Origin of the sequence: Phaeodactylibacter xiamenensis (assembly GCF_000759025.1) — a bacterium.
In the GTDB taxonomy this organism is placed as follows: domain Bacteria; phylum Bacteroidota; class Bacteroidia; order Chitinophagales; family Saprospiraceae; genus Phaeodactylibacter; species Phaeodactylibacter xiamenensis.
This window is the reverse complement of sequence record NZ_JPOS01000034.1, coordinates 71,111-84,575: the sequence shown is the minus strand read 5'-3', so window position 1 is coordinate 84,575 and position 13,465 is coordinate 71,111. Positions and strand designations below refer to the sequence as shown.

General features: G+C 53.2%; 8 protein-coding genes. 6 read left to right on the top strand and 2 right to left on the bottom strand.

Annotation, left to right across the window (positions count from 1 at the left end; genetic code table 11):
* Positions 1–165 precede the first annotated feature (165 nt).
* The 4 genes from IX84_RS13130 (at position 166) to IX84_RS13115 (ending at position 9,076) form a co-directional block, all read left to right on the top strand.
* Complete coding sequence (locus IX84_RS13130; protein ID WP_044221340.1) at positions 166–843, top strand: OB-fold-containig protein; 678 nt, start codon at positions 166–168, stop codon at positions 841–843.
* A gap of 42 nt (positions 844–885) precedes the next feature.
* Positions 886–3,009, top strand: coding sequence for a flotillin family protein (locus IX84_RS13125; protein ID WP_152605039.1), 2,124 nt, complete (start codon positions 886–888; stop codon positions 3,007–3,009).
* 207 nt (positions 3,010–3,216) lie between these two features.
* Positions 3,217–8,043 carry a DNA repair ATPase gene (locus tag IX84_RS13120; protein ID WP_044221338.1) on the top strand — a complete coding sequence of 1,609 codons (4,827 nt, stop codon included), beginning with the start codon at positions 3,217–3,219 and terminating at the stop codon, positions 8,041–8,043.
* 709 nt (positions 8,044–8,752) lie between these two features.
* Positions 8,753–9,076: a hypothetical protein gene (locus tag IX84_RS13115; RefSeq protein ID WP_152605038.1), complete on the top strand. Its 324-nt coding sequence runs from the start codon at positions 8,753–8,755 to the stop codon at positions 9,074–9,076.
* Here the strand turns inward: IX84_RS13115 and IX84_RS13110 are convergent.
* Both IX84_RS13110 and IX84_RS13105 read right to left on the bottom strand, forming a co-directional pair.
* On the bottom strand, positions 9,066–10,430 hold the full coding sequence (locus IX84_RS13110) for a hypothetical protein (protein WP_044221334.1): 1,365 nt from the start codon (positions 10,428–10,430) through the stop codon (positions 9,066–9,068). The genes IX84_RS13115 and IX84_RS13110 overlap by 11 nt on opposite strands.
* A gap of 394 nt (positions 10,431–10,824) precedes the next feature.
* Positions 10,825–12,084 carry an alkaline phosphatase family protein gene (locus IX84_RS13105; protein ID WP_044221332.1) on the bottom strand — a complete coding sequence of 420 codons (1,260 nt, stop codon included), beginning with the start codon at positions 12,082–12,084 and terminating at the stop codon, positions 10,825–10,827.
* Between the two features lie 121 nt (positions 12,085–12,205).
* Between IX84_RS13105 and IX84_RS13100 the strand changes: the two genes are divergently transcribed.
* A complete protein-coding gene (locus tag IX84_RS13100) occupies positions 12,206–12,736 on the top strand; it encodes an HTTM domain-containing protein (RefSeq protein WP_044221331.1) in 531 nt (176 codons plus the stop codon).
* 419 nt (positions 12,737–13,155) lie between these two features.
* Positions 13,156–13,404, top strand: coding sequence for a hypothetical protein (locus IX84_RS13095; RefSeq protein WP_044221329.1), 249 nt, complete (start codon positions 13,156–13,158; stop codon positions 13,402–13,404).
* Positions 13,405–13,465: the final 61 nt, after the last annotated feature.

Below are 13,465 nucleotides of genomic sequence, written 5' to 3'. Positions count from 1 at the left end.
AGCGTTACAGCAAAAACGCATCGGACAAGTTTATGCCGACACGAAATAGTCCATTTGGATACCATTTCGTCGTCGGTATAGCGCCTCCCCGACACCAACAACATCATTGTACAACCTTGCTTACAGCGGTCTCTGTGCCCCTGCAAGCTTGAAAATGGTATGCCTATGCAAGACTTACTCAACGCTGCAATGGCAGGCGTCAACCTGCCCTTTACCTTGTTGCTGGGCCTGGTGGTCCTTTACTGGCTCTCCGTCATCTTCGGAGCGGTGGACCTGAGTGCTTTCGACTTTGATATCGATGCAGAGGTGGACGTAGACGCAGACGTGGATACCGATGTGGACGCCAGCGGCATGAGCGGCTGGTTTGCCGGAGCACTGCACTTTTTCAACTTCGGGCGCGTACCCTTCATGCTGATCATCACCGTAACGGTGGTTACCGCCTGGGTACTTGCCATTTTGGGCAACCACTACCTCGGGCACTACAGCCTGGGCTATGCATTGGCTACGGCAATTCCCATCCTGTTCATCGGACTGTTTGCCGCCAAGGTGGTTACGACCCCCTTCGTGCCGCTCTTCGAGCAAATCAGCAAAGAAGCCCAGCCTATGGACTACATCGGGCAGGCCTGCGAGCTCATCCTGCCCGCCAGCTTTACGCAAATGGGACAGGCACGGGTACAGGCTGAAGACGACGAGCTGCTCATCTACGTCAAGACCGCTGCTCCGGAGCTACAGCTGCCGAGCGGCACCAAAGCCGTCGTCTCCCGGGCCGCGCCCGATGGCAGCCACTACCTCGTCCGGGCTTACCCGGAGGAGGACCCGCCGGAACGCAGCACCGTGCTGTAAAATCCGACTTTATTTTTTGACAACCCTTAAAATCGTAACATAATGATCTTACTCCAAAACCTGGCCGGCCCTCTGGGCTGGACCGTACTCGGCATTAGCCTGCTGGTGATTTTTGGCCTCATCGTCATGCTCATCAGCTGGTACAAAAAAGTGCCTCAGGGCAAAGCCATCATCCGTACCGGCGTGGGCGGCACCAAAGTCGCCATCGAAAACGGCATCATTGTGGTGCCCGGTATTCAAATGTACGAAGTGATGGACCTCAGCGTCCGCACCATCGAAATCAGCCGTATGAAAGAAGATGGCCTCATCTGCAAAGACAATATCCGCGCTGATACGAAAGTCGTCTTTTTCGTACGCATCAATAAAGAAGTAGCCGACATCAAAAAGGTCGCACAGTCTATCGGCTGTCAGCGGGCCTCCGATACGGCAACGTTGCGGGAGCTGTTCGAAGCCAAGTTTTCCGAAGCCATCAAAACGGTGGGCAAACGCTTCGACTTCGTAGAGCTCTACGACAGCCGCGAGAAATTCAACTCGGAAATTCAGAACGCCATCGGGCTCAACCTGAATGGCTACATCCTGGAGGATGCCTCCATCGACTACCTGGAGCAGACCGACATCAGCTACCTCAAGGAGAACAATATCCTGGATGCCGAGGGTATCAAGAAGATCACAGAGCTCACTGCCCAGCAAAAGGTGAAGGCCAACTTCATCCGCCGCGAGGAGGAGAAGACCATCACCGAGCAAAATGCGGAGGCGAAGGAAGCCATACTGGAATACGAGCGCCAGCTCATTGAAAAAGAAGAGCGGCAGAAGCGCGAAGTTGCCAACATCAAGGCACGGGAAGCTGCAGAGATTGCCAAGATCAATGAAGAGGAGCGACTGCGCTCCGAGATGGTCCGCATCAAGACCGAAGAAGAGCTGCAGGTTGCAGAAGAAAACCGCATGCGGCAGGTCATCGTCGCCCTGAAGAACAAGGAGCGCACCGAGGCCATTGAGCAGGAGCGCGTAGAGAAAGACCGTATGCTGGAGCGCACCGAGCGCGAGAAGATCGTCACCCTGGCGGAGATCGAGAAGCAGCGCGCGGTGGAAGAGGAGAAGAAAAACATACAAGACGTCATCCGCGACCGCATCATGGTCGAAAAGAAGGTGGTCGAGCAGGAGGAAGTCATCAAGGACACCAAGGTGCTGGCCGAGGCCGAGCGTTTACGGCAGAAGGAAGTGATTCAGGCGCAGGCCAAGGGCGAAGCGACCGTCATCGAGCAGCAGAAGCTGGCTGAAGCCGCCAAACTGGCCGCTGAAATCAACGCCGAGAAGCTCCTCATCGACGCTGAAGCGGAGAAGAATGCCGCCGAGAAAGAGGCCGAAGCCCGCAAGATTCAGGCCGAGGCGACTGCTGCCGAGGAGGCGACCATCGGATTGTCCGAAGCGCAGGTCATCGAGGCAAAGGCAAAAGCCAAAGAGCTGGAAGGCAAACTGGAAGCCAGCGTGCTGGAGCGCAAGGCACAGGCTGAAGCCATCGGCATAGAAGCCAAGGCAGAAGCACTGCGCAAGCAGGGCCGTGCTGAGGCAGAAGTGGCCGACGAGAAAGGACAAGCCGAAGCCCGCGTACTGGAGCTGAAGTTTGCGGCTGAAGCTAAGGGCATCGAGCAGAAAGCCAACGCCATGAAGGAGCTGGACGGCGTAGGCCGCGAGCACGAGGAGTTCAAGCTGCGCCTGGAGACCGAGAAGGAGATTCAATTGGCCAACATCAATGTCTCCAAGGATATCGCCAACGCACAGGCAGGTGTCTTAGGCGAGGCCATGAAGCACGCCAATATCGACATCGTCGGGGGCGAGATGCAGTTCGTCAACAGCATCCTCAATTCCGTACAGCGCGGCAAGAGCATCGACGGCTTGCTCAACAACAGCAGCCACCTGAACAGCCTGAGCCAAAACCTGCTGTCTTCCGCATCCGGCAACGGCGAGGGCCTGCTCCCCCAACTGGGCAACCTCATCCGCCGCGCCGGCCTGACGATGGACGACATCAAGGACCTGACCCTCACCGCCCTGCTGCTCCGCCTCGGCGAGCAGTCGGGCAGCGTGGAGGAGAAAAGCCTGCTCAAGCGCCTGACGGCCAAAGTGGAAGAGCTGGGGCTGGGGGCGCTTAGTGCGGGGCAATTGCTTTAGGGCGTTGCTTGGAGCAGGTTGAGGTTAAGGTCAAGGTTGAGGCGAGCGGTGGCGTGTACGCCTGGTGCGGCAGCGAGCTGCCTTTTCCCAGCGGCGATAGGCAGCTCGCTGCCGCCCCCTAGCATACATGCCGTGTATGCCTCAACCTTAACCTTGACCTCAACCTAGGCCTAGCCCCCCATTCCAAACCAACAAAACCTCAAAACAATGACGCAAACCACCACCTACGATATCATCCGCAACCGCCTGCAGCAGCAAGCTGATGAGCTGCGCAACCGGCTACAGCAGCTTAATACCGCCCGCAGGGACGTCTTCGGCGCGGTGGAGAGCGCACTGATTGCCAACGACCGCATCACGACCGGCAATTACTGTACGGCGCGCGATATCGTGGCGGTAGGCGAGCACTGCATCCTGGGCTACAACGTCCACCTCGGGCTGCGCAGCGGCATACAGCTGACGGACGTCTTCAGCATCTACCGCTTTAACGGCAAGGGGTTTGAGGAGGCCGGGCTGTCGCTCCTGCAAAAAGAGGAATTTCAGACCGACTTCCACAACCTCTACCGCTACTACAAGGAGGCTTACTTCGCGCGCTTTGCACAGCGGGGCCGCCACCTGTACATGATTTTTCACCTTAAGCCAGGCGGGACGGACTTCAAAGCCTTCAAGTGGCTGCGTACGGACGAGGGGTTGCAATATGTCGATAACCGCTCCGATCAGGAAGTACGCTTTCCCAATCAGTATGAATTCCGCTGGCAGCAGGCCGGGCGGGACGAGCAGCGCCAAGGGCGGCACCCGCATGTGTCCATCCTCGACCGGGTGTTTGTGGAAACGACCGGGGGCGACCTGACTATAAAAGTAGAGGACAATACCGATGACGGGCGCGGCATCTATACCGAGTCGGTAGAATACAAAGACCAAACCCTGGACGATGCAGAATTCGCCTACGCCGACCTCGGCCACCTCATCGCCCTGCGCATCAAGCCCTATCAGGAAGGCTACCGCTACTTTGTTTTCAATGAGAAGATGCAGAGTGTGGAGCGCGTGGCGGCACTGGCTGATTCCGGGGTGCTCCTGCCCGATCAGCAGGGCCTTATTTTTGCCAATGGCTACTACCTGCAAACGGGGGAGTACAAGCTGTTTGACCACTCTCCGACGGGGCTGCTGTTCAAAAAGCGGATTGCTTCGCCCAATGGGGAGGACTTCCTGTTTGTGTTCTACGGAGCGGACAGCGGCACCTACCTGCTGCTGCACTACAACATCATCAATCAGGAAGTCGCCACGCCTATCGTCTGCAATGGTTTCACCCTTTTCCCAAACGGAGAGCTGGCCTATTTCAAAGCCGAGGAAGAGCCCACTAAGCACCACGTGCTGCAGATTTGGCAAACGCCTTTCCTCGAAGGAGAAACGATCCCTTCCGGGCATACCGATGCCTACCTGTACAAGGTAGGTAACAAGGACATCGTGCGCGCTATGGCCGAGTGCCAGGAGATCCTCACCCTTACGGGAAAAGAGGACGCCTACGCCAATCTTTACGACGAGCTCGTCAAGCGCACCACCGATGTGCTCGACCGCTACTACTGGATCGATCAGCCGGACGCTTTCCAGCTGGATGAGCCGCTGAAAGCCTTGCGGCAAACGGCCAATACGGCCATTGAGGAATACGAGAAAAAAGTAAGCGCACAGCGGCGCGATCAGGCAGAAATGCAGCGAGTGGAAAAGGAAGCACAGGCACGCTTTGACGCCATCCGCCGCGCTTCCTTCGACCGTATTGAGGACTTCGTGGCCAACCTGGCCGGGCTGCGGGCACTGCGGGGAGATATCGCCGGGCTGCGCGAGCTGCGCTATGCCGACATGAATCAGGTGGATGCACTGGAGGAGCAAGCCCAAAAAGCACAATCGCAACTGGCAGAAGACTGTGTGGCCTTTTTGCTGGAAGAGGATGCCCTGCTCCCCTACCGCAGGCAGATTGAAGCCGAAGCCGCCCGCATTCCCCAATTGGAAACCGCCCGGCAGGCAGCGGAACTGGAAGCCGCCTTTGGTGAGATAGGCAACGCCCTGGAATTGCTCATCGAGATCGTCAGCAACCTGAAAATCGAGGATGCGACGCAGACTACCCGCATCATTGATGGCATTTCTGCCCTTTTCACGCTGCTCAATCAGCATAAAGCGGCGGTGAAGCAGCGCGGGAAGCAGTTCCGTACGCAAGAGTCCAAAGCCGAGTTCGATGCACAGCTCAAGCTGCTGGATCAGAGTATTATCAACTACCTCGACCTGGCGGATACGCCGGAGAAGTGCGACGACTACCTCACCAAGCTGATGGTACAGCTGGAAGAACTGGAGGGCAAATTCGCAGAAGTGGATGCCTTTGTCGCCGAGCTGTCCGTCAAGCGGGAGGAGGTCTACGCCGCCCTGGAGAGCCGCAAGAACAGCCTGGTGGAAGCCCGCAACAGCCGTACCGCTAATTTGGCGAAAGCCGCCGACCGCATCCTGGCCGGTATGCAAAAACGCGCCGCTGCCTTTAAGGAGGAGGCCGAGGTCAACAGCTTCTTCGCTGCCGACCTGATGGTGGAAAAAGTGCGCGGCCTCATCCGCCAACTGCAGGAGCTGGACGACAGCAACAAGGCCAATGCTGTGCAGACTCAGCTGAAAACGCTTAAGGAAGACACCCTGCGCAGCCTGCGCGACCGTAAGGAACTCTTTGAGGAAGGCGAGAACATCATCCGCCTCGGGCAGCACCGCTTCTCCGTGAATGTGCAGCCGCTGGAGCTGACCGTAGTGCAGGACGACGGGCAATTGTTGTACCACCTCACCGGGACCAACTTTTATGAGCCGATTGAGGACGAAGCGCTGTTGCACACCCAAGCCGTCTGGCAGCAAAGCCTGATTTCGGAAAACCCGGAGGTCTGCCGCAGCGAGTACCTGGCTTACCAATTGTACCGGGAGCATCCGGACTGGCCGGTCAAAACAGCGGCGCTGCTACCGCTCGTAACGAAGGCCGCCGGGCAGCGCTACTCGGAAGGCTACACCAAGGGCATCCACGATGCTGACGCTACGATTATGCTTTCCACGCTGCTGGAAATGAGCAAAGGTATCGGGCTATTGCGCTTCCCGCCCACCGTACGGGCTTGCGCCAAAAGCTGGTGGACATCCTTCGTGGAAGCCGACCGTAAGGCACTCTTCCAAAAGCAGCTTAAGAGCGCCGGCGAAATTCTGGAGCTCTTCCCCAATACCCGGGAATTTGATTACCTCATCGAGGAATTGGCAGAGGACCTGCAGGCTTTTGTGGATCACACCCGTTTGTTCCCGGCCTTCACCGTGGAGCGGGCCGCCGAGTACCTGTTCCGCGAGCTGGCGCAGGTCGACCACTTTGTCATCAGTGCAGAAGCCGGGCAGCTGTACCGGCAGTTTGTGGACCTGCTCTCCGGCAAAAAAGCCCTAAAGCGCTTCAAGCAGTCGCTCGATGCCCTGCGCGAGCGCCCCCGGGAGCGCTACCTCCTCATCCGTAAATGGGTGCATGCTTTTCTGGAGGAGCAAGAAGAAGCACAGTGGCTGCCGTATCAGGAGGAAATTGCCGCGTTGTTGTTCGCAGATGATTTTGAGAAAACACGGGTGATCGAATTGCCCACGAGCCGTCAGCTGGAGGGATTGCGGAGCGACCATCCTGTGCTGAAGGAAGGCAGGTATGAGCTCAACTTCCACGCCTTCATGGACAAGCTGGAGCGCTACTGCGGGGAAACCGTGCCCCTGTTTGAGCAATTCCAAAGCCGGAAGCGGACGATCACGGCGGAAGCGAAAGAAGCCCTGCAACTCGACAGCTTCAAGCCCCGGGTGATGAGCAGTTTTGTGCGCAACCGCCTTATTGACAAGGTGTACCTGCCCCTGTTTGGTGACAACCTCGCCAAGCAGATGGGCACGGCAGGCGAGCAGACCCGCACCGACCGCATGGGCCTGCTGCTGTTGCTGTCCCCTCCCGGCTACGGCAAGACCACGCTCATGGAGTACATCGCCAACCGCCTGGGGCTCATTTTTATGAAAATCAATGGCCCGGCGATCGGGCATCAGGTGACCTCCCTGGCACCGCAGGATGCCAATAGCATGGCTGCTGCCAAAGAGCTGGAGAAGCTGAACCTGGCCCTGGAAATGGGCGACAACGTCATGCTTTACGTAGACGACATACAGCACTGCCATCCGGAGTTCTTGCAGAAGTTCATCTCCCTCTGCGATGCGCAGCGCCGTATTGAGGGCGTGTACAAGGGCAAGGCGAAAACCTACGACTTGCGGGGCAGCCGTTTCGCTGTGGTCATGGCGGGTAACCCCTACACGGAGAGTGGCGACCGTTTCCAAATCCCGGATATGCTGGCTAACCGGGCAGATATTTACAATCTGGGCGACATCATCGGGGATTCCGCAGCAGCCTTCAAGCTCAGCTATCTGGAGAACGCCCTGACTTCCAACTCGACCCTGGCACAACTTGCCGGCAAGAGCACGAAGGATGTGCACACGCTCATTCAAAACGTGGAAACCGGGCAGCTCGAAGGGTTGGAATATGAAGGCAGCCACAGCACACAGGAGCTGGCCGATTACCGGAAGGTGCTGCAACTGCTGCTAAAAGTGCGCGATGTGGTCCTGACCGTCAATCAGGCGTACATCCGCTCCGCAGCGATGGCGGAGGACTACCGCACAGAGCCGGCTTTCAAGCTGCAAGGCTCCTACCGCAACATGAACAAGCTGGCGGAGAAAATCGCCCCCATCATGAACGAGCCGGAGCTGCGTACCCTGCTTCTCGCCCACTACGAAGGTGAAGTGCAAACGCTGACCGCAGATGCAGAGGCTAATTTCCTCAAGCTTAAGGAACTGCTCGGTTGGCTGAGCCCCGAAGAAGCGGAGCGCTGGTCGGCAATTAAAGCGGCATTCCGGAAAAAGCAGCGCTTCGGCGGGGCGGATGGCAGCGACCGCATGGCGCAGGTCATCGCTCAGATGGATGCCTTTAATGAAGGGCTGGCGGGGATACGGCAAGCCTTGGAGGCGGAGTAACTGGAAGTAAATACCTGCAAAGCAGGCAGAAAAACTGCTCTGCAAAAGAGAATGATGTAGCACTTTATCGCGGAGGCTGGCTGGAAGGTCAGTCTCCGCTTTCTATTAAATGGTTTAGCGAAAAGCAGAAGCTTTGCTGACTTTTCCCCTGAACGAAAAAAACTTCAAAAATTCAAGAGTGGTTGGGAACGCTTTCATTTCCCTTGCCGTTGACACTAACAACACTGCAACTACCTCACCATTTCTTACGGACAAAAAAGATTAAGTATTTACTTTTTATCTTTTTTACTAGTTTTTTTGCCATAAATAATCAAAATAACCACAAATGCGCCTATTGCTTTGCAATGCTATGATATGCCTTAAAACGAAAAACCAAAGTAGAAAATTTACCGGATTACTACGCTGAGTCAGAATCATACGCCAGCTCGGGCTGAACTCTTTATGCCAAAAGCCTGGAATCAAGCCCCTGACAAGGCAAGTGTAACGCTGACAACAGCCTGGATTATGCCCACAAACCAATATACAATGTACGTGACGTAAAACCCACAGTGCAAACGAATAGCAATTACCTACAAAAGAAGTACACCAAGCTTAAACAGGCTTAGGTAACGGCTCAAAAAGCCGAACCTAACTGACCTGCGATGCCTGCCCAACGGCAAGGCCACACCGGGCAGGCCTGGACTACCTATTCTTTCATTTCAAACTTACTATGATGAAAACACTATTGCTATTCGTTACGATTTTGGGGCTAGCTGCAACTGCTAATCCTTATGCATCCAACCACTTGCAATCAGAGGAGACGCTTGGAGGGAGTATTACTGTAGAAAACGTTGTAGTACTACTTACTACTACCAACGACCCGAGCGAGAATATTCTCACTATTGAGGTTTATGACGGTGCAATGGTCGTGATGTCTTTTACCGGTTGTGGAGCATCTGTTTGCAGGAATAACATCTCGCTCCTGGCTAACGGGACTTATTCCGTTGTTGTTACTACAGATGCCGGATCCTTTAGCGGAGGTATTACAAAGTAGGCCCTTTACCCTTGGCCAGCACTTGTTCGCCCCAGACCTGATCAATCAGCGGCCAGCCTTGTATCCGTTCACTGGTAAAGGGTTGGCTGTTTTGACTACAACTCAGCAAATCGTCAAAAAAGCTCATTAATCCTTGTTGTACATGTGGTGGATACTGACTGCGGGTTACGTACCCCCTAACGCTTCGGATTTGACGCTCCAAAGCTATAAACTCCTGATTTTCGAAATAAATTTTGCTCAAAACCTTATCAGAACCAATTCTCATGGCAAAATTAGAGTAGCTGGTTTTACTGTAGAGTACCGAGCGCTGAAAAATATGAATGTATTGGTGCGCGTTAGAGATATCCCCGCGATACAGCGCTGAATAAGCCAATGAAAAATGCCTGTATGCATCCCGTTCTTTCCTTGAAGCCAAGGCTACTTTATCCCAGTTCCGATTCAGAAAATCTAAAAACCAGCCTATTTCCCCAGATATCACTGCCGCACTCATGGCACCATTAATTCTAGCCAGCTGTATCGTGTGGCCGTCATTCAAATGGAGATTACGGTCCTCAAGTTGCTTAATGATTTTAACCAATTCTCCGGCAAACCGGCGGTCTTTATTGATGTTTAATCGGTCAACACAGTAATTAAATAAGGTTGCCCAATATTGTTTTTGGTAAACATTGGCTACTTCTTTATCAAAACCGTTTGGTTCCTTAGCTATTTCCAGATATTCTTCCGGAGGGCATTGGTCAAGGACTCGAACCAATTGACCAAAGTATTTAATATTTTCATCTTTTGTCTGCCCTACTATAGTTTGAATCTTCTCGCGAATATCCTCAACATTCTCTTCTTCTCCTCCGTATACTTTAATCCGATTATAGGTCTCTAAAAGAAGGCTCATTCGCATGTAATCACTAAATTTTTCCAGCGCGCTGCCCCACTTTCTCATATCTGCATACCCCAACTGAGCATTACTCCTTTCCTCTTCAGACCTAGCTTTTATCAAAATATGCTGCCCAAGTGTCTCTCCCAAGTAAGGGCCAATGATTTGTTCTTCGTGACTGTACTGCTCCTTTTCCAATTCCCGCAAATGGTAGTCGAGGTGTTTTCTAAGCCCCAGATGATCATACTTACCCGCCAACAGAATATGCCTGAGGCGGGGTTCTTTGTCCAGTGCATCCAAGAGTAGATAACGCTCCAGAGCCCGCAGTACACGGGTTTTAAATTTGTTAGCCGCCAATGGCTTCATTGCATTGGCTTCCCAGAACGCAACCTCGCCCTGTGGAAACCTGCGGTTGACGATTTCTTCTGTATACCGTTGTACCAGATCTTGGTCATTTTGTGACAGGTTATTTTCCTTCAGTTCCATTGTTGATAAAAAGCTACACCTTTCAGCCGGGCTTAGCCGTTCAAAAACCTCATATAGCTTACTTTTCCGCATAACTCCGAAATTAATAATAGAACAAAATAAAATTTAATACCCTGATAAACAAATTTTTAAATATTAATTAATTAGGAACAAATTAAAATGAAACCCTAATTTATCAGTAGCTCTACCCAGACACTTAACTGTATGTTTGGTGGAGCATTATTTAAATAATGTCTCTCAGTTGACTCCCTGATGACCGCATTGGTCATCAGGGCTACTGAAAAAATTAAATACACTCAGTTTATCCGGCAGACCAAAAATGGGAAGCCGGTTTTCTACCCTAAAAAACTAAACACACTTTCGGAAGCAGGTCGAACTTATACGGCCTGCTTTTTTATTTACCTACTTTAGACTTTAGTGTGCTTTGCAGGACTTCTAACTGCCCGTCAATACCTTTCGGCACCGGCAAGCCCAGGATTTCACAAACCAGAGGATAGACATGCACATTACGGAATGAAGGTATGGTAAGCCCCTGCCGAAATGCCGGGCCTTTGGCATAAAAAATAGCGTGCATTTCCGGAAACTCCGGGTGGAAGCCGTGCTCGCCGCCCTGAGAAAATTTCCCGCTTTTGACCAACTGAATACGGCGGCTGTTGGCCAGGTAGTAGCCATACTCCGGGTAGAGGATAAAATCGCCAAGGCGGGGGTCAGATTTATCGCTGTAGTGTGGGAATTCAGCAGTGGGATATACTTTCAGCGGCAGCCCCTCTGATTTTTCCTTCATAAAGGCTAAAGCTTCTTCCGGATCGGCACCGTCCTCCAGGTAGATATGCGCCAGGGCTCCGTTGTTGGCTACCCGGTAGCGGCTGTCTTGCAGCAGGGGATCGATGTTGACCAGTTTCTCAGGGCCGACATCAATCATGCCATGATCGGAAACCATAATGATATTCACGGGTAGCCCCGAGGCTTCCACACCGTCAAACAACTTGCCCAATGCCCAGTCCAGCTTCATCAGTGCAGCGCGAATGGCTTCATCGTCGGAAGGCCCGTGGCGGTGGCCGGCATCGTCCATATCCGAGAAGTAGAGGGTGATCATATGCGGTCGCTCTGCTTCCGGCAACTCCAGCCAGTCGAGGACCTGCTGTACCCGGTCTTCATTGGGCACACTACCGTCGTAGGGATAATAGTAACTCGGCCGCACGCCCTGAATATCGGCTTCCGAGCCCACAAAGAAAAAGCTGGCAGCCTTCATCCCGTTTTGCGCTGCATTCACCCAAAGAGGCGTTCCGTTGTACCAGCTGCCATCTTCCACGGCATCCCGGTTACTGATGCGGTAGAGCTGCGCTCTTTCCGGGTCGTAAAAGGTGTTATCGACCAGGCCGTTGTGCTCCGGTAGCAGCCCGGTGGCAATGGCGTAGTGGTTCGGGAAGGTCTTGGAAGGGAAACTTGGGATCATGGAGTACGCCTGCACGCCCTCTGCTATCAATTTGGTAATATTTGGCGGTCGGAAGCGGGCGGTATAATCCCACCGGTAGCCGTCGCAGGAGATCAGGATAACGTAGGGGTGGGCCGCCGGGACATTGTCCTTTTTCTGGGCGAAAGCCGTTAAGGCAAAATGAGCACTGAAAAACAAGAGAAGAAGTGAACGAAGCATAAGTTTCTGATTTGAGTGCGAAAATAAGAAAACCAGCTGACCAGTTTTGAGACATTTTTACCCTGGAGTTACTTGCCCCGGCCCGAAAATCCTATCTTTAAGGACAGACAACCCGACTTCCATGCAGCGCCTGTTCCAACCCGTAGACATTGCTTCCCTCATTCTGCTCCGCATCGTATTTGGCATACTGGGCTTTGCGGATGTATTCGGCACCTGGATTTACTACCACATGATGAAAGGCGCTTTTGATACGGAAGGATTTCAATTTAAGTATTACGGTTTTGAATGGGTACAGCCATTGCCGGAGCCATTCATGTCTGTACTCCTCCTCAGTATTTGTGCCTGCGCGATTCTGGTCATGCTGGGCAAGTGGTACCGCATCTCGGCGACGCTGCTTGCCTTTGGCTTCACGTACACCTATTTCCTGGAAAAGGCCCACTATCTCAACCATGGCTACCTCTTCTGCTGGATCGCTTTTCTAATGATTTTCCTCCCTGCCGACCGGCAGCTGTCGCTCGATGTTAAGCGCCCCCACCACAGTAGTCTGGGCGAACATGCCCGGGATGTTAACCAGATTGAAGAACGAAACAAAAAAGCCTTTCAGCAACGGCTGCCCTTTTTGCTCACTCGCCTGAATCGTTTGCTTTCGTAAAGCCTACAGTCCGAAAAAAGCCCTTAGCGCCAGAAACAGCAGTATGGCCCCCTGCCGCAGATAGTTGAGGCAGCCCGGCAAATACAATGGCGATATAGGCATGGATAAACACGGCTACAGAAGCACCGAGGTTGAAGCGCAATGCTGCACTGGCGCCCCGCCTCAGTTATTCGCAGGCAGCAGTTACGTTTACCATCGGGCAGCAGCATGGTGAGCATGGTCACCACACAATCCAGTAAGCTATGTGTCAGGCAGGTCATGGGAAGCAAAGGTAGAGAAAAAGGGAATGACTTTACTTTTGCCCTTGCTCGTCTATCTAATTGTAATAAGCCTGCAGCACATACATCAGACCCCATACCTGAAACTTGCATATGTCAACAATAACCATTATTTTAGTTTGAGCATCAAACGCGTTCGCTATGACTCCAAAAACCAGAATCCAGCTAGCTCAGCTTTATGGCTTTTCTACCCGTACACTTTCCAATCGCTTAAAAGCTATAGGTATTGAGCTGCCTGCCCGGCAGTTGATCAGTATCGCCAAGCAAATCGAGATTTATGCTCATCTGGGCATCCCAACCTGCTTACAGGAAGCTGAGGCGAGAAAGATTAAACCAAAGGTCTTGGCTTATTGCCGTGCAAGAGGGATAACAGATACCTGGCGTTTCTGATATTTTCCAATGATTTCCAATTAATTCAAATTGGTTCAATACTGGGGTCTTTCATTTGTTC

Bases quoted from the DNA above. Each gene is read 5' to 3' on its own strand.
- IX84_RS13115 (WP_152605038.1), top strand. From the start codon at position 8,753: ATGATGAAAACACTATTGCTATTCGTTACGATTTTGGGGCTAGCTGCA.
- IX84_RS13095 (WP_044221329.1), top strand. From the start codon at position 13,156: ATGACTCCAAAAACCAGAATCCAGCTAGCTCAGCTTTATGGCTTTTCT.
- IX84_RS13120 (WP_044221338.1), top strand. From the start codon at position 3,217: ATGACGCAAACCACCACCTACGATATCATCCGCAACCGCCTGCAGCAG.
- IX84_RS13110 (WP_044221334.1), bottom strand. From the start codon at position 10,430: ATGGAACTGAAGGAAAATAACCTGTCACAAAATGACCAAGATCTGGTA.
- IX84_RS13105 (WP_044221332.1), bottom strand. From the start codon at position 12,084: ATGCTTCGTTCACTTCTTCTCTTGTTTTTCAGTGCTCATTTTGCCTTA.
- IX84_RS13125 (WP_152605039.1), top strand. From the start codon at position 886: ATGATCTTACTCCAAAACCTGGCCGGCCCTCTGGGCTGGACCGTACTC.
- IX84_RS13130 (WP_044221340.1), top strand. From the start codon at position 166: ATGCAAGACTTACTCAACGCTGCAATGGCAGGCGTCAACCTGCCCTTT.
- IX84_RS13100 (WP_044221331.1), top strand. From the start codon at position 12,206: ATGCAGCGCCTGTTCCAACCCGTAGACATTGCTTCCCTCATTCTGCTC.